Below are 15,517 nucleotides of genomic sequence, written 5' to 3' on the forward strand. Positions count from 1 at the left end.
GCCTTCCCCGGCGCGGCCTGCTCCGGCGGGGCGGCCTGCGGGTCAAGCCTCGATCCTGCTCCTTGTGGGGACGGTTCGCGTGGGCTGGACGGGGGCGTCTGCGCTGGACCTTCGCCCGGCGCGGACGGATGCGCCCCTTCCGGCGCTCCTGCGTGCTCGGTCTCCTCCGGCTTTTCCGGCTGTCCCGGCGACGGCTCCTGAACGCCGTCTCGCTCCGTGCTCAATTGATGTCCCCTGTATAACGATCGACGCCGAGACCCTACGTTTGCGGTGATCGTCGGACAAGGCGGATAAGCGGTCTGTTACCCGGTCGATGCCCGTACGAGTGGCACTCCGTGGAGGTGGACCCGCCCTGCTGCCTGCGCCGATGCCGCCGTCGAGTGCCGGCGACACTTCGGACGCTCTGCGTAGCGGCGCGTTGAGGTTCGTCGGGGAGAGGAGCCGAAGGGCCGAGCTGATCGGGGCGGCGATCGGCGCGAGGCGGGCGAATCGCCCCGCTGGATGCGGCGTTCGCCGAGCCTTTGGGGCAGGCACCGCGCCGGGGGTGGTCGTTCCGAGAGTTGTCCACAGGCTGTGGAAAGGGTGGTGCGGGTCATCCGGCCTGCCGGATGCTCTGGACCCATGGACCCGGTCATCTTCGTCACCCGAAACGGCGGAGCCGTCACCCGCGCGCGGCTGCTGCGCGTGGCCGGCCGCCGGTCGCTGGACCAAGCCCTCGCCGAGGGGCGGCTGGTCCGCCCGTTCCGGGGCACCTTCGCCTTACCCGGCACGCCGCGGTCCGGTACGGAGGGGTCGTCTCCCGCACATCGGCCGCGCGGCTCTGGGGTTGCGAGCTGCTCCGGCCATCGGAGGCCTGTCATGTGACGGTGCCGGCCAAAAGCAGGAAACGGGTGACCGCCCCCGACGTCCGGCTGCACTACGCCGACCTGGTGCCGAGCGACCTGCACGGTCGGCCCTGGTCGCTCGCCTGCCTCGCCCGTACGGTCGTGGACTGCGCGCGCACGCTCCCGCTGGGCGAGGCCGTGGTGGTCGGCGACTCGGCCTTCCGCCGTGGCCTCGCCCGCGTCGCCGAGTCGTGGGACGCGCTGGACGCCGAGGACCTGTCCGGCCGGGCCGTGGCGTCGCGCGGACCGGGAGCGCGGCGCGTCCGCCGTGCCCTCGGCCTGCTGGATCCCAGGGCCGAGTCGGTCCTGGAGTCGGTCTTCCGGATGCTCGTCCACCTCGCGGGGTTCCCGCCGCCGGCGACCCAGGTCCGGCTGCTGGACGGGCAGGTGAGGGTCCGTCGGCGCATGTGGTGGTCGAAGTGGAGGGCTACGGGGCGCACTCCGGCCGGTCCGCCTGGACCGAGGACTGCCGCCGCCACAATCGCCGGCTGCTCGGCGGGTACCGCTCACTGCGCTTCACCTGGGAGGACGTCCTTCATGGCCGGGACTACGTCGTCGAGACCCTGCGCGTCGCGTTCGAGCAGGCCGGTGTGCCGAAGGCTCGGCGAAGTTGAGCGACAGGGTGGCGCGGTGCCCGGAACACCTGGATCGTCCGCCCGGCAGCCGACCCTTCATCGAGCGTTCCGCCCGTGCGCCCCCCGGCGGGACGGCACGGGACCGCCCGCGTCGGCCTGTAGTCGTGGCGGCTCGGCGGCGGGCCGTTCAGCGAGTGTTCTGTTCGTCCTCGTGGTGGCGAGGGTCGAGCCGGAAGACCGCGATCGCGGTGGTGTGCGGCGTGATCTGCTCGACCGGGGCGTCGATGGCGAAGGGGAGTTGCGGATCCTCGTATCCGGCCTGCGGAAGGTAGGTCGCCATGACGCGCGCGGCCTCTTCGCCCTCGACCAGGACGGGGACGTAATCGGTGTCCGTGCCGTGCGGGCCGTCGCGTTCCACGGTGCACCGGCCGGCGGCGAGGAGGTTGCGCACCCAGTCGCGCCGACGGGTCGCCGAGCAGAGGTAGAGCCTGCCGTCGACAGGAGTGACGTTGACCGGGAACGGCCGAGGCCGGCCGCTCCGGCGTCCCACGACCGAGATCACCCGTGGCACCGGTCTGCCTTCGCGGTAAGGGTCAGGGGCGTTCTTGCGCAGGCCGTTGATCGCCTGCGCGTTCAACGCGCGCCAGTCGATGGTGGATGCGTCCATGGTGAAGACTCCTCCGAAGATAACCGGACCGACGGTCCGGAATCGGTTCGGTACGATACGGACCGGTGGTCCGGTTGGCAAGGAGGAGAATCGATGCCCGGCAAGCCCGAGCGGGCCGACGCTGCCCGTAACCGGCAGGCGATCCTGGCGGCCGCCGCCGCTCTCTTCGACCGCGACGGCGCGGAGGCGGTGTCGATGAGCGAGATCGCCACGGCGGCCGGTGTCGGCAAGGGCACGCTGTTCCGCCGATTCGGAGACCGCACCGCCTTGATCGAGGCGGTCATCGAACCCCGGGTCACCGCCTTGCGCGACGCCGTCGAGGCCGGCCCGCCGCCGCTCGGCCCCGGCGGTCCGCCCGCCGCCGCGCTGCACGCCTACCTGGATGCCCTGCTCGACTTCGTCTGGGCCAACCGAACCCTCATCCGCGCGCTCGAACACCGCGGTCCGCACGCCTACTACGCGAACGCCGCCAGCCGGTTCTGGATCGACGAGCTCACCCGTCGCCTCACCGCGGCCCGCCCCGGCGACGACGCCGAGTACCTGGCGCACGCCCTGTTCACCGCGCTGCGCGCCGACGTCATCGACTATCTCGTCACCGTTCGCGAGATGCCGCCGGACCGCATCCGAGCCGGCCTGCACGGCCTCGCCGCCGTCCCTCCGGACGACTGACCGCCGCAGTGTGCCGAAGGCTCGGTGAAGTCGGGTGACAGGGAAGCGAAGCGCCTGGAAGATCCGGATCGTCGGCCTGGCGACCGACCGTTCGCCGAGAGTTCCGCCCGCCCCCGGCCCACCCCGGCGGAGGCGGCCATCGACCGCCCGCGATGGCCCGCGCCCGCGGTGGGCCGTGCCTGCGGTGGGCCGTGCCTGCCTCGGCCTGTGCCCGCGATGGCCGAGCACTCCGCTCGCCTTCCTCCGCCTGGGAGCCGGGCGCATGTCGCGTGGCGGGCGGGTGAGGTCGTCCGCAGCGGATGATCCGATTACGCTGAGGTTCGTGCACGGCTATTACGGGACTTACCTGACGGTCGTCGTGCTGTTCGTGATCGGCGGTGCGATCGTGGGCGGCGCGTTCCTGGCCAACCGGGCATTGCGCCCGCACCGGCCCACCCCGGAGAAGCTCACGACGTACGAGTGCGGTGTCGACCCCGTCGGTGAGGGCTGGGCGCAGTCGTACGTCCGCTACTACGTCTTCGCCTACCTGTACGTCGTGTTCGCGGTCGACGCGGTGTTCCTGTTCCCCTGGGCGACGGTCTTCTCCGCCAAGGGATACGGCTACGTGACGCTCGGCGAGATGTTCGTCTTCCTCGCCTTCATCGCCGCCGGCCTCGCGTACGCCTGGAAGAAGGGCGTCCTGGGCTGGGTCTGAGCCGCCGACCATGGTCAGTCGTCCTGCGGCAGCAACTCAGCCGGGTCGAACTCCACCGGGAACGGCAGCGTGACCCGGCCTTTCGCCCCGCCGGCCAGGCGTTCGGGTGCCGATACGAGCCGCTCTCGGTCGACATGGGGGTCGATGTACGCAACGTGATTGATCGACTACGCTGTCGGTTGCACACTATGACCGATCTGTGACAACTGTGCCCCAAGGGTCCCGCCGTCATCCACCTTGTCGCCGGTGCGGTGCGAGGACGCGTAAGAATGGGGGCATGGGTGCCGTCGATCTCCCCGAGCCGCGTATCGGGCCCGCCTCCCGGCTCGCCCCGAAGCCGATCAAGTTCGTGCTCAACTGGGGGCGGCGGTACTCCCTGTGGGTGTTCAACTTCGGCCTGGCCTGCTGCGCCATCGAGTTCATCGCGACGTCGATGTCCCGGCACGACTTCATCAGGCTGGGCGTCATCCCCTTCGCGCCGGGGCCGCGGCAGGCCGACCTGATGGTGGTCTCCGGCACGGTCAGCGACAAGATGGCGCCGGCCGTGAAGCGGCTGTACGAGCAGATGCCCGAGCCGAAGTACGTCATCTCCTTCGGCGCCTGCTCCAACTGTGGCGGCCCCTACTGGGACTCGTACTGCGTGACGAAGGGCGTCGACCAGATCATCCCCGTCGACGTGTACGTTCCGGGCTGTCCGCCCCGGCCGGAGGCGCTCCTGCACGGCATCCTCAAGCTGCAGGAGAAGATCGCCGCCGAGTCGCTCGGCGAGCGGTACACCGGGGACGGTGAGGCCGTCGCGCCGCCACCGCCGGTCGTACGCCGGCCGCCCACGCCCGCCGTCCTGCGCCGCCCGCTCGTGCTGCCGCCCGTGCCCGAGCCGGAGGAGATCGAGGCTGCCGAGCAGCCCACGCAGAGTTTCCCCGCGCTGGGCGAGGACGTCGCGTCGACCAGGACGCAGGAGCTTCCGCCACCGGTCGTCCCGGCGCCGGAAGAGGACCGGGCCGGCACCGGGGACAGCGTCGAGACGCAGGACCTACCCGTTCCCGAGCTCCCCGCTTCCGGCGAGTCGCCGTCCGCCGCCGCGGAGACCCAGGAACTCCCGACAGTGGACTCCGGCACGATCCAGGATTCGTCCCCGCTGGACTCCGAGACGACGAAGGACCTGCCGCTGCCGGACGAGCCGGGCGTCGCGGAAAGCCCGACCGAGGAGCTGCCCACGGTGCCTGAGGCGGGGCCGGGCGCGGAGCGGTCGGCTTCAAGGGGGCACGATGAGCCGACCGAGGTGCTGCCCACGGTGCCCGAGACGGGGCCGGGCCGGGAGCGGCCGTCCTCCAAGGGGCCGGACGAGCCCACCGAGGTGCCGCCCGCGGTCGACGAGGACGCCGGAACCGAGCCGGCCGCGGCGCCGGACGATGCCGGGCGCGCGGGGGAGGCGCGGGAGTCGCAGGCCGGGGCGAAGAGAAAGGCGCGGCGGTTGAGCGGCCGGTTGCGGAAGTTCGCCGAGCCGCCACCCGTGCAGGGTGACACCGACCACACGATCATCCCGGGGCTGAGCGATGACGATTGAGCTGGCGGTGTCGTGGGCGCGCCGGTTCGGTGACGACGTGCGGGCCGAGGAGTCCTTCGGCCTGCTGACCGTCGACGTGCCGCCGGAGCTGTGGGAGGAGGCGCTGACGTTCGCGCGCGACGAACTGGACTGCGGCTTCTTCGACTGGCTCACCGCCGTCGACGAGCTGGAGCGCGGGTTCGTGATCGTGACGCACCTTCACTCGCTCGAGCAGAAACACCACCTGCTGATCCGTACGACGGTGCCGCGCGAGGACCCGCGCCTGGTGAGCGCGACCGCGATCTACCGTGGCGCGAACTGGCACGAGCGGGAGACGCATGAGATGTTCGGCGTGATCTTCGACGGGCATCCGGACCTGCAGCCGCTGCTGCTGCCGGACGGGTTCGAAGGGCATCCGCTGCGCAAGGAGTTCGTGCTGGCGGCGCGGGTGGCCAAGCCCTGGCCGGGCGCGAAGGAGCCCGGCGAGTCCGGGCACGGAGCGCCGAGCCGCCGCCGGATGCTGCCGCCCGGCGTACCCCAGGACTGGGGTCCCGCCGCCCGGCAGGGCGCCGGCGCGGAGGCGCGCCGGGGTGCACGCCCCGGTGCGGCCGAGGCTCCCGGGGAGCAGCCGCCGCGTCGCCGGGCGCGCGGCATCGACCCGGAGGGCGGCGATGTCTGACGTCCTGGTCGTCATCGTCAAGCTGCTGCTGGTCGTCGGCGCGTTCGCCGTGCTGCCGCTGCTGGTCGGGCAGGCCGAGCACAAGGTCATGGCCCATATGCAGGGCCGCCTCGGGCCGATGTACGCGGGGGCGTTCCACGGCTGGGCGCAGCTGGTCGCGGATGGGGTGAAGTTCGCCCAGAAGGAGGACGTGATCCCGGCCGCCGCCGACCGGCGGGTCTTCTCGCTCGCGCCGGCGGTCGCGCTGATCCCGTACCTCGTCGTGCTGGTCGTGGTGCCGGTCGGGCCGAGCGGTCAGGTGGCCGTGTCGATGGACGCCGGGCTGTTCTTCGCGCTGGCGATGATCGGCGTCGGCGTGCTGGGCGCGATCATGGCCGGCTGGGCCAGCGCGAACAAGTACAGCCTGCTCGGCGGCATGCGGGTCGCCGCGCAGCTGCTGTCGTACGAGCTGCCGATGGTGCTGGCCGCGTCGTCGGTGGCGATGGCGGCGGGCAGCCTGAACCTCACCACGATCGTCGACCAGTGGCGGTGGTGGTGGCTGCCCTGGCAGGTGATCGGCGGGGTGGTCTTCTTCATCGCTGGCCTGGCCGAGCTGCGCCGTCCTCCGTTCGACATGCCGGTCGCCGACTCCGAGATCATCTTCGGCCCGTACACCGAGTACGCCGGGTTGCGGTTCGCCCTCTTCCTGCTGGCGGAGTACGCCGGGATCGTGGTGCTGGCCGCGCTGACGACCGTGCTGTTCCTCGGCGGCTGGAAGGGACCGGCGCTCGACCACGAGCTCGGCTGGCTGTGGACGCTGATCAAGGTGTTCGTGCTGTCGTTCGTCGTGATCTGGCTGCGGGTGAGCTACCCACGGCTGCGCGAGGACCAGCTGCAGAAGCTCGCCTGGGCCGGGCTGGTCCCGCTCGCCCTCGTCCAGCTGGCCCTCACCGGCGTCATCAAGATCGCCATCGGCTGAGTCCGGCCGGTCGACCCCACGCCCGCCCACGATCGTGGGCGGGCGTTCCTTTTCCCTGCCGGGGCCGCTTGACGGCAGTTGGTTAACAGCATTAGCTTCATGGCTATGAGCATTAGCCACGAGGAGATGACGATGACCGAGTTCCTGAGCGTCGACGGCGGACGGATCGCGTACGAGGTGGCCGGTGAGGGGCCGCTGGTCGTGCTGGCACCCGGCATGGGCATCCTGCGCAGCGCCTACCGCCACCTCGCATCCCGGCTCGTCGCGGCCGGATTCCGGGTGGCGAGCACCGACCTGCGCGGGCACGGCGAGTCCAGCACCGGCTGGGCCTGCTACACCCGCACGGACACGGCCGGGGACCTGCTCGCGCTGATCCGGCACCTGGGCGGGCCGGCGGTCGTCGTCGGCCACTCCTTCGCCGGCGGGGCCGCCACCATCGCGGCCGCCCAGGAGCCCGAGCTCGTCGGCGCCGTCGTCGAGATCGCCCCCTTCACCCGGGCGCAGAAGCTCGACCTCGGCGGGTTCCTGCGGATCGGGCGCTACCGCAAGGGCCTGGCCCTGCTGCTGAGGACGGGGCTGTTCGGCAGCGTGGAGGCATGGACCCGCTACCTCGACCACGCCTACCCCGGCACGAAGCCCGCCGACTTCGCCGACCAGGTCGGCGCGATCCGCGCGAGCCTGAGCGACAAGGACCGCATGACGGCCGTGCGCAAGATGGGGCAGTCCAAGCCGACCGACGCCGGCGCGCAGCTCCCGAACATCACCTGCCCGGCCCTGGTCGTCATGGGCACGCTCGACCCCGACTGGGCCGACCCGAAGGCCGAGGCGGACGGCGTCGTCGCCGCGATGTCCGCCGGGCGCGGCACCGTGGCGATGATCGAGGGCGCCGGGCACTACCCGCACGCGCAGTTCCCCGAGAAGGTCGCCGCGGTCATGGTGCCGTTCCTCAAGCAGCACACGGCCGCCTGACCGAGAAGGAGCGACCATGCCACGAGGCAGACTGACCCCGGCCGACGTCGTGCGGGCCGGCGCCGAGCTGGCCGACGAGGTCGGCTACCAGGACCTGGCGATGGGCGCGCTGGCCCAGCGGCTCGGCGTCCGCACGCCGTCCCTGTACAAGCACGTCGACGGCCTGGACGACCTGCGACGCCGGGTCGCCACCCTCGCGATGACCGAGCTCGGCGAGGCCGTACGGGCCGCCATCCAGGGCAAGGCCGGCTCGGACGCGCTGGGGGGCTTCGCCCGGGCGTTCGCCGCGTACGTCACCGCCCACCCCGGCCGCTACACCGCGACGATCGGCGCCGAGGTCACCGGGCCCGGCGACGAGCTCTACGACGCGAGCGCCCGGGTGCTCGAGTCGATGGCCGCGATCCTGCGCGGGTACGGCGTCGAGGACGGTGAGATGGTGCACGCCCAGCGCACGCTGCGGTGTCTCTTCCACGGGTTCGCCGCGCTCCAGGCGGCCGGCGGTTTCCAGTGGAGCGGCGACGCCGACGAGAGCTTCGACTGGATGATCGGCTTCATCGACCGCGGCCTCACGAGCGAGGCGGCGGTTCAGGACCTGAGGTAGTGCAGGACCGCCAGCACCCGCCGGTGGTCGTCGCCGGACGGCGCCAGGCCGAGCTTGGTGAAGATGTTGGCGATGTGCTTCTCCACCGCCCGGTCGGAGACGACGAGGGTCTTGGCGATCGCCGCGTTCGCCCGGCCCTCGGCCATCAGGGCCAGCACCTCCCGCTCCCGCGGCGTCAGCGCGCCGACGCCCTGGTGACGGGCGCCCAGCAGCTGGGCCACGACCTCGGGGTCCAGCGCGGTCCCGCCCGCCGCGACCCGCCGCAGCGCGTCGACGAAGTCGTCCAGGTCGGCGACGCGCTCCTTGAGCAGATAACCGACGCCCCCGGGCGACCGGGCGAGGAGGTCGGCGGCGAACCGCGTCTCGACGTACTGGGAGAACAGCAGGATCCCCGTACGCGGGTGGTCACGGCGCAGGTCGATCGCCGCCCGCAGCCCCTCGTCCGTGTGCGTCGGCGGCATCCGGACGTCGATGACGGCGACGTCCGGGCGGTGTTCGGCGACCGCCTCCCGCAACGCCATGGCGTCTCCCACCCCCGCGACCACCTCGTGGCCACGTACGGCCAGCAACTGGGCCAGCCCCTCCCGGAGGATGACGGCGTCGTCGGCGATCACGATGCGCATGGGGCGGGTCCTCACGCCTGAGAAGGGAGTTCGACGGTGATCACGGTAGGACCACCGGGAGGACTGACGACCTCCAGGAGGCCGTCGACCGGCCGGATCCGCTCGGCGAGGCCGGGCAGGCCCGAACCCGCGCCGACGACCGCGCCGCCCGAGCCGTCGTCCCGTACGCGCAGCCGCAGGCGATCCTCGTGCTGGACCACCTCGATCTCGGCACGGGTGGCGCCGCTGTGCTTGATGACGTTGGTCAGCAGCTCCGCCGCGCAGAAGTACGCGATCGACTCGATCGCCGCCGTCGGCCGTACGGGGATGTCGGCGCGCAGCTCGACGGGCAGGCCGGCGCCCGCCACGAGGGTGGCCAGGGCGGCGTCCAGCCCGCTGTCCAGGACCGGCGGGTGGATGCCGCGGACGAGCTCGCGCAGTTCGGTGACGGCCTCCCGCGCCGTCGCCTGGGCGGCGGTGGCGAGGTCCCGTACCGGCCCCTTCGGCGCCGTCTCCCGCAGCAGGGTGAGCTGCATGGTCAGCGCGACCAGCCGGGCCTGCGCGCCGTCGTGCAGGTCCCGCTCGATGCGGCGGAGCGTCGCGGCGGCGTCGTCGACCGCGCGCGCCCGGGTCTCCTCCAGCGTGCGGATGCGCGCGGCGGCGGAGGAGTCGCCGAGCAGCCGCCGGATCAGGATCCGGTCCAGCAGCACGACCGCGTGCACCGCGCGCGGCGCGACGAACAGCAGGACCGCGCCGACGGCCGAGACGAGCAGCGCGCGGGGCCAGGTGTCGAGGTGGAAGGCGCCGACCACGAAGCCGTGCCGGATCATCCCGCGCTCGTCGCGGGTCGTCACGTCGTTCCAGCCGAACGCGCGCTGCAGCGGATAGGTGAGCGCGACGACGCCCCATCCCCACGTGAACAGGATGACGTAGAGATGGAGCAGGGCGAGGGGAGGCCGCACGAGGAGGTACGCCATCGCCCGCCAGCCGGCGGCGTCGCTCAGCACGGCCTGGACCCGGCCGTAGAGACCGGTGCCGGGACGGTGCGGCGCGGGCGGCCGTACGCGCTCCCCGAGGAGGCGCCCGGCCAGTGCGCGGTGCAGGCCGCCGAACCGCCGGGCGCCGATCAGGGCCACGGCGAGCAGGGGGATGCCGACGGCGGTGACGGCCAGGCCCGCGCCGAGCGCGAGCGTCACCACCGCGTAGCCGAATCCGAGGACGGCCGCCGGCACGCCGAGCACGGCGTACAGCAGCTCGGCCGCCGCCCGCCACCCGAAGGCCGCCCGTGCGGCGGCCACCGGCCGGAGTGCCGCGCCGAGGGTCATCCGTTCCATCGCCCCAGAATCCGGACGTGCAGCGCGGTCAGCCCGCGCAGGATCCACGGCATGAGGTACAGGAACGGCAGCCCGCCGAAGACCGCGTGGAACGCCCACACTCCGGCGAACGTGGGGCCGCCCCACGCGTGCTCGTACGATCCGCCCATACCGATCAGCCAACGTACCGGGTAGGCCAGGTTGAGGACCACGAGCGACCACCCGTAGCCGGTGATCACGATGCCGGCGAGGGCGAGCGGCAGGGCGGCGATCCCGCGCAGCCGGGTGACCCGGACGCCGCGGCCGAGGAGCGCGCCCGCCAGCCGGCGCTGCAGCCGCCCGCCATCGGCGACCGCCGGCAGCGCCACGGCCGGCGCCAGCAGGACGTAGGCGGTGCGCCGCCAGGGCTCGGCGGTGAAGGGCGCCCGCCACCAGGCGGCCGTCGGGGATCCGGAGGTCAGCACGGTCATCGAGGTCTCCTCGGTCGAGCGGCGATGTCGTGCCTCAATGCTCGCGTTCGAGCAGGTCACCGGGCGATCGTGGCAGTACGGAACCCGGGGGTTCGGTTTACCCCACCCAGGGCTGGCCGCATGCGGACGTCGACGCCATGGCTGCCGTGCCGGGCCGATCCCGGACGGTCTTCATCGGTCTCGCGATCACAACGATGCGAGTCCCTGACCCCGCCCACGGGAAGGCATGGGCGGCGACACAACAGGAGGCAACGAAATGGCCAGGTGCGACACCTGCGGCAACGAGATGGACGAGCACTGGCGAGGTGCTTGTCCCCAGAACAGCGACGGCACGCCGGCCTACCGGAAGACGCTCGGAGACAGGGCCAAGAGCACGGGCCGCAATCTCCTGGCGCCCCGGCCGAAGAAGATCAACAAGGGCTACACCGCGTAGGCGCAGCCGAGCCGGGGGCGGGAGGGGCTACCCCTCCCGCCCCCTTCCTTCGGCCGACCGTACGGTCACTGTCGGCGTGGCCGCGTGCCCCGTGGGCCCCGGCGTCAGGTGAGGAAGAGGCCGTACTCGGCGAGGTCGGGGACGATCCGGGGTGGCAGGTCGGCCTGCAGCGCCAGCTCCTCGGCCGAGATGAACGCGCCGTGCTCGGCCCGGCAGCGGACGATCCGGTCGGCGATCTCCGGTGTCACGCCCGGCAGCAGGCGCAGCGCCTGGGGCGGGGCGTGGTTCACGTCGATCAGCCCGCCGTCGTCGTACGCGCGCGGGTCGAAGTCGGGTCGGCCGATGCGCAGCTCGTGCGCCAGCCCGCGGTCCTCCAGCGCGATCCGGCGGGCCTCCGCGCGGAGCGTCCGGCGGTACCGCGCCGCCTCCACGACCCGGCGGTTCCGCTGGTCGCTGGGGTCGGCGGGCGGGTAGAGGCGCTGGCGGGCGCCGAGGGCGTGCATGGTGCTGACGAGCCAGGTGCCCAGCAGCAGGAGCATGCCGACGGTGTGCGGCCGGTCGCCCTGCGCCTCGATCGCCTCGTACGCCGCCGTGAGCGCCGCCGCGTACCCCGCGGCGGCCACCGCCATCCCCGCCGACCGGCGCCGGACCGCCGCGTACAGGAACGAGACCGGCGAGCCGAGGCCGACGGTGACGAGCGGGACCGCCGCCCAGCCCAGCCCGTCCGAGGGAGGGCGCGGCGGAAGCCGCGACGGCCCTCGTCCGGGCGGGGGCATCGGCGACCGCGTCATGGGCCGATGGTAAGCCGGAGGACCGCCGAAGCGCCGCACCCCGGTTCGGCACGATGGGTATACGGTCGATTCGGAAAGACGCTCCCGATACGTAATCATGGTGACCCGTGGCACGGCTTCCCGGAACTGGCCTGGCGAAGGGGCTCGCGGTGACGCTGCGCACGATGACGCGCCGGTCGATCACGCGGCAGTACCCCGAGGTGCAGCCCGACCTGCCGCCGCGCAGTCGTGGCGTGATCGCGCTGTTCGAGGAGAACTGCACCGTCTGCATGCTCTGCGCCCGTGAGTGCCCCGACTGGTGCATCTACATCGACTCGCACAAGGAGACGATGCCCGCCCCGGAGGGCCGCCGGGCGCGGACGCGCAACGTCCTCGACCGGTTCGCCATCGACTTCGCGCTGTGCATGTACTGCGGCATCTGCATCGAGGTCTGCCCGTTCGACGCGCTGTTCTGGTCCCCGGAGTTCGAGTACGCCGAGTACGACATCAACGAGCTGACGCACGAGCGGGACCGGCTCCGCGAGTGGATGTGGACGGTGCCGCCGCCGCCCGCGCACGACCCCGGCGCCGAGCCGCCCAAGGAGCTGAAGCCGAGGTGACCGCGGCGGACGTCGTCATGGTGCTGCTCGGAGTGGTCGCCGTGGGCGCCGGCGTGCTCGTGGTCGCGACGCGGCAACTCGTGCACGCCGCGCTGTGGCTGGTCGTGTCGTTCGGCGCGCTGGCCGGTTCGTACCTCATGCTGACGGCGGAGTTCGTCGCCTGGGTGCAGGTGCTGATCTACGTCGGCGCGGTCGTCGTGCTCCTGCTGTTCGGGATCATGCTGACGCGCGCCCCGATCGGGCGTTCGGAGGACCTGGACTCGGGCAACCGGATCGTCGCCCTCGTCGTCGCGGTGGCGACCGCGGGCGTCCTGGTGACGACGCTCGTCCGCGGGTTCCGTTCGGCGTACGTGCCGATCAAGGACCGGGTGGGTAGCGGCTCGTCGCACACGCTCGGCGGGAGCCTGTTCCAGACGTGGGTGCTGCCGTTCGAGGCGCTGTCGGTGCTGCTGCTGGCCGCGCTGATCGGCGCGATCGTGCTGTCCCGTACCGACATCCGCGGTGCCGGGCCGGAGCCCGAGGAGGACCCGGAGCCCCGACGCCGGCCCGCCGCGCCCCGGGGCGCGGTGGCGCGGCGGCTCGGCGCGGCGAAGCGGCGGCCCGCTCCCGACGATGAGGACACCATCGTGCTGTCCCGCGTGGACGAGGAGATCTGATGCATCTCGTCTACCCGGTGGTGATCGCGGCGCTGCTCTTCGCCGTCGGCGTGTACGGCGTGCTCGCCCGGCGCAACGCCATCCTCGTGCTGATGTCCGTCGAGCTCATGCTCAACGCGGTCAACCTGAACCTCGTCGTCTTCGACATGCGGTGGGCCGACCGGCTGCACGGCGGTCAGGTGCTGGCGCTGTTCGTCATCGTGCTGGCGGCCGCCGAGGTGGGCATCGGCCTGGCGCTGGTGCTGCTGATCTACCGCAACCGCCGTACGGTCGACGTCGACCGGCTCCGTACCCTCGCCGAGGGCGACCGGGAACCCGACCTCGACGTCGGCGCCATGACCGACGACGAAGGGGTGCGCCGGTGATCGTCGTGGCGGCCGTCGCGGTCGTGCTCCCGTTCGCGGCCGCCCTGGTCGGCATGCTGTTCGGGCACACCGTCTCGCATCTGCTGTCCCCGCTGGCCCGTCGGTTGCGGACCTCGTCGCCGGGCACGACGCGGCGCGGCGCGCTGGTGCTGGCGCGGCGGATGCCCGCGAACGGCCCGGCGCTGATCGCCGTCGTGCCCGTCGCCGCGTCCACCGTGCTCACCGCCGTGCTGACCGTGGCCCAGGCGCGGAACCCCGCGTCGCACGTCGGCACGCTGACCCGGGTCCCGACGGGGACGGCGTGGATCGCGCTGTCCCTGCAGGTCGACGGGCTCGCCTCCGTGGTCGCGTTCCTGGTCTGCTGCGTGGCGCTCGCGGTGCAGATCTACTCCGTCGCCTACATGCGCGACGACCCGCGCTACTCCTCCTACGCCGCGTTCGTGTCGCTGTTCACCGCGGCGATGCTGCTCGTGGTCCTGTCCGGCGACCTGCTCGTGCTGTACGTCGGGTGGGAGGTCATGGGCATCTGCTCGTATTTCCTCATCGGGCACTACTGGCACGACCGGGCGACCTCGCGCGCCGCCGTGAAGGCGTTCCTCGTCACCCGGCTCGGCGACGTGGGGTTCCTGTTCGGCATCTTCGTGCTGGGCCTGGCGGCGCACTCGTTCCAGATCCGGGTCATCCTCGGGTCGCTCCCGTACATGTCGCACACCGCACTGCTGGCCGGCACGCTCCTGCTGCTGTGCGGCGTCGCGGGCAAGAGCGCGCAGTTCCCGCTGCACACCTGGCTGCCGGACGCCATGGCCGGCCCGACGCCGATCAGCGCCCTGATCCACGCCGCGACGATGGTCGCGGCGGGCGTGTACGTCGTCGCCCGGCTCTACCCGGCGTTCTGGTTCGCGCCCACGTCGCTGGCGGTCCTCGGCGTCATCGCCGCGATCTCCATGCTGGGCGCCGCGCTCGCCGCGCTCGCCCAGGACGATCTCAAGCGGGTGCTGGCCTACTCCACCATCAGCCAGCTCGCGTACATGGCGGCCGGTCTGGCGGTCGGCACGCGGGACGGCGCGATGTTCCACCTGCTGGCGCACGGGGCGTTCAAGGCGCTGCTGTTCCTCGGCGCGGGCTGCGTGATCGTCACGGCCGGCTCCAACCTGATGAGCGCGATGGGCGGCCTGCGCCTGGCCATGCCGGTGACGTTCTGGTCGATGACGGTCGGCTTCGCGGCGCTGGCCGGGATCCCGCCAGCCAGCGGCTTCTTCAGCAAGGACACGATCCTGTCCCAGGCCTGGAAGGCGACGCACCTCGCGGGCTCGCCGTCCCGCCATGACGCCATCTACATGCCGGTACGGCGCATGATCCCAGCAGACTCGCACGCACGTGGGGTCACCGAGGGATACTCCTACGCGCTGCGGCAGGCCCTGCACGGGGCCCCGCCGGCCATCCCGTCCTGGGTGGCGTGGCTGGTGCTCGTCACCGGGCTCCTGACCGCCGTGGTCACCGCCGCGTACGCCACGCGGACCTGGCTGGTGACGTTCTTCGGGGAGCGGCGGTCGGCGTTCCGGGCGCGGGAGGCGACGCCGCTGATGCGCTGGCCGGTCGCGGTCCTCGCCGTGCCGTCGCTGCTCCTCGGCCTGGTCGGGCCGTTCAGCGACCGGCTCCGGCCCGAGTGGGGCATGGCGGTGATCTCGCTGCTGTGCGCCGCCGCCGGGGCGGGCGGCGTGTACCTCGTCTGGAACAACGACCCGGCCCTGGACCCGGTCCGCCTGCTCGGCCCGCTGCGGCCGGTGCTGCGGGCGGCCTTCTACGTGGACACGGTGTACGACGTGGCGATCGTACGGCCGGTGCGGGCCCTGGCCCGGCTCGTCGTCCACGCCGACGAACGCGTCGTCGACGCCGGTGTCGAGGGCTCCGGCCGGGGCGCGCGGCGGCTCGGCGGCCTGCTGCGGGTCACCGAGAACGGCAACGCGCAGGCGTACGTCTCCGGGCTCTTCGCGGGAGTGGTGCTCATCGTGGTCGCGGTGGTGGTGCTGACATGATCCTCGCGGC

Annotated in this window: 18 protein-coding genes; 13 read left to right on the forward strand and 5 right to left on the reverse strand. The window is 72.6% G+C overall.

Annotated features, from left to right (window positions below; genetic code table 11):
• The first annotated feature begins 1,294 nt into the window (after nt 1–1,294).
• Nucleotides 1,295–1,498 carry a hypothetical protein gene (locus ABD978_RS10935; protein WP_345352477.1) on the forward strand — a complete coding sequence of 68 codons (204 nt, stop codon included), beginning with the start codon at nt 1,295–1,297 and terminating at the stop codon, nt 1,496–1,498.
• Nucleotides 1,499–1,646: 148 nt separating this feature from the next.
• Here the strand turns inward: ABD978_RS10935 and ABD978_RS10940 are convergent, their stop codons facing one another.
• Nucleotides 1,647–2,126, reverse strand: a complete 480-nt coding sequence (locus ABD978_RS10940; RefSeq protein ID WP_345352480.1) for a nitroreductase family deazaflavin-dependent oxidoreductase — start codon at nt 2,124–2,126, stop codon at nt 1,647–1,649.
• Between the two features lie 93 nt (nt 2,127–2,219).
• Here ABD978_RS10940 and ABD978_RS10945 point away from each other — a divergent pair, with 93 nt between their 5' ends.
• The 7 genes from ABD978_RS10945 to ABD978_RS10975 all read left to right on the forward strand — a co-directional run bounded on the left by ABD978_RS10945 (nt 2,220) and on the right by ABD978_RS10975 (nt 8,242).
• The gene (locus ABD978_RS10945; RefSeq protein ID WP_345352483.1) at nt 2,220–2,795 is read left to right on the forward strand and encodes a TetR/AcrR family transcriptional regulator; all 576 of its coding nucleotides are present in this window, start codon (nt 2,220–2,222) and stop codon (nt 2,793–2,795) included.
• A 322-nt stretch (nt 2,796–3,117) separates the two neighbouring features.
• Nucleotides 3,118–3,489 (forward strand): NADH-quinone oxidoreductase subunit A, encoded by a 372-nt coding sequence (locus ABD978_RS10950; protein WP_345352486.1) that lies wholly within the window; start codon nt 3,118–3,120, stop codon nt 3,487–3,489.
• Nucleotides 3,490–3,766: 277 nt separating this feature from the next.
• The gene (gene nuoB / locus ABD978_RS43830; protein WP_425550692.1) at nt 3,767–5,056 is read left to right on the forward strand and encodes an NADH-quinone oxidoreductase subunit NuoB; all 1,290 of its coding nucleotides are present in this window, start codon (nt 3,767–3,769) and stop codon (nt 5,054–5,056) included.
• The gene (locus tag ABD978_RS10960; protein ID WP_345352489.1) at nt 5,046–5,714 is read left to right on the forward strand and encodes an NADH-quinone oxidoreductase subunit C; all 669 of its coding nucleotides are present in this window, start codon (nt 5,046–5,048) and stop codon (nt 5,712–5,714) included. Before nuoB ends, ABD978_RS10960 begins: the two co-directional genes overlap by 11 nt.
• A complete protein-coding gene (nuoH, locus tag ABD978_RS10965) occupies nt 5,707–6,672 on the forward strand; it encodes an NADH-quinone oxidoreductase subunit NuoH (RefSeq protein WP_345352492.1) in 966 nt (321 codons plus the stop codon). The genes ABD978_RS10960 and nuoH overlap by 8 nt, the downstream gene beginning before the upstream one ends.
• Before the next feature lie 99 nt (nt 6,673–6,771).
• On the forward strand, nt 6,772–7,641 hold the full coding sequence (locus ABD978_RS10970; protein WP_345352495.1) for an alpha/beta fold hydrolase: 870 nt from the start codon (nt 6,772–6,774) through the stop codon (nt 7,639–7,641).
• A 16-nt stretch (nt 7,642–7,657) separates the two neighbouring features.
• A complete protein-coding gene (locus tag ABD978_RS10975; protein WP_345352498.1) occupies nt 7,658–8,242 on the forward strand; it encodes a TetR/AcrR family transcriptional regulator in 585 nt (194 codons plus the stop codon).
• Here ABD978_RS10975 and ABD978_RS10980 read toward each other — a convergent pair.
• Genes ABD978_RS10980 through ABD978_RS10990 form a run of 3 tightly spaced genes read right to left on the reverse strand, consistent with a single transcriptional unit; the run spans nt 8,227 to nt 10,627 of the window.
• Nucleotides 8,227–8,865: a LuxR C-terminal-related transcriptional regulator gene (locus tag ABD978_RS10980; protein ID WP_345352501.1), complete on the reverse strand. Its 639-nt coding sequence runs from the start codon at nt 8,863–8,865 to the stop codon at nt 8,227–8,229. The genes ABD978_RS10975 and ABD978_RS10980 overlap by 16 nt on opposite strands.
• 11 nt (nt 8,866–8,876) lie before the next feature.
• Nucleotides 8,877–10,178 (reverse strand): sensor histidine kinase, encoded by a 1,302-nt coding sequence (locus ABD978_RS10985; protein ID WP_345352504.1) that lies wholly within the window; start codon nt 10,176–10,178, stop codon nt 8,877–8,879.
• Nucleotides 10,166–10,627, reverse strand: a complete 462-nt coding sequence (locus ABD978_RS10990; RefSeq protein WP_345352507.1) for a hypothetical protein — start codon at nt 10,625–10,627, stop codon at nt 10,166–10,168. Before ABD978_RS10990 ends, ABD978_RS10985 begins: the two co-directional genes overlap by 13 nt.
• Nucleotides 10,628–10,883: 256 nt before the next feature.
• Here ABD978_RS10990 and ABD978_RS10995 point away from each other — a divergent pair, with 256 nt between their 5' ends.
• On the forward strand, nt 10,884–11,060 hold the full coding sequence (locus tag ABD978_RS10995; protein WP_345352510.1) for a hypothetical protein: 177 nt from the start codon (nt 10,884–10,886) through the stop codon (nt 11,058–11,060).
• Between the two features lie 104 nt (nt 11,061–11,164).
• On the opposite strand, the gene ABD978_RS11000 is transcribed toward ABD978_RS10995, so the two are convergent.
• Entirely contained in the window at nt 11,165–11,851 is a 687-nt protein-coding gene (locus ABD978_RS11000; RefSeq protein WP_345352513.1) for a ComEA family DNA-binding protein, read from the reverse strand.
• A 107-nt stretch (nt 11,852–11,958) separates the two neighbouring features.
• On the opposite strand from ABD978_RS11000, the gene ABD978_RS11005 reads away from it, so the two are divergent.
• The 4 genes from ABD978_RS11005 to ABD978_RS11020 are packed head-to-tail and all read left to right on the forward strand — an operon-like array spanning nt 11,959 to nt 15,507.
• Nucleotides 11,959–12,450: a NuoI/complex I 23 kDa subunit family protein gene (locus tag ABD978_RS11005; RefSeq protein ID WP_345352516.1), complete on the forward strand. Its 492-nt coding sequence runs from the start codon at nt 11,959–11,961 to the stop codon at nt 12,448–12,450.
• On the forward strand, nt 12,447–13,106 hold the full coding sequence (locus tag ABD978_RS11010; RefSeq protein ID WP_345352519.1) for an NADH-quinone oxidoreductase subunit J family protein: 660 nt from the start codon (nt 12,447–12,449) through the stop codon (nt 13,104–13,106). The genes ABD978_RS11005 and ABD978_RS11010 overlap by 4 nt, the downstream gene beginning before the upstream one ends.
• Entirely contained in the window at nt 13,106–13,471 is a 366-nt protein-coding gene (gene nuoK, locus ABD978_RS11015) for an NADH-quinone oxidoreductase subunit NuoK (RefSeq protein WP_345352522.1), read from the forward strand. The genes ABD978_RS11010 and nuoK overlap by 1 nt, the downstream gene beginning before the upstream one ends.
• Nucleotides 13,468–15,507, forward strand: coding sequence for an NADH-quinone oxidoreductase subunit 5 family protein (locus ABD978_RS11020; protein ID WP_345352525.1), 2,040 nt, complete (start codon nt 13,468–13,470; stop codon nt 15,505–15,507). Before nuoK ends, ABD978_RS11020 begins: the two co-directional genes overlap by 4 nt.
• The last annotated feature ends 10 nt before the right edge of the window (nt 15,508–15,517 follow it).

This window comes from Actinoallomurus liliacearum (genome assembly GCF_039542035.1).
In the GTDB taxonomy this organism is placed as follows: domain Bacteria; phylum Actinomycetota; class Actinomycetes; order Streptosporangiales; family Streptosporangiaceae; genus Actinoallomurus; species Actinoallomurus liliacearum.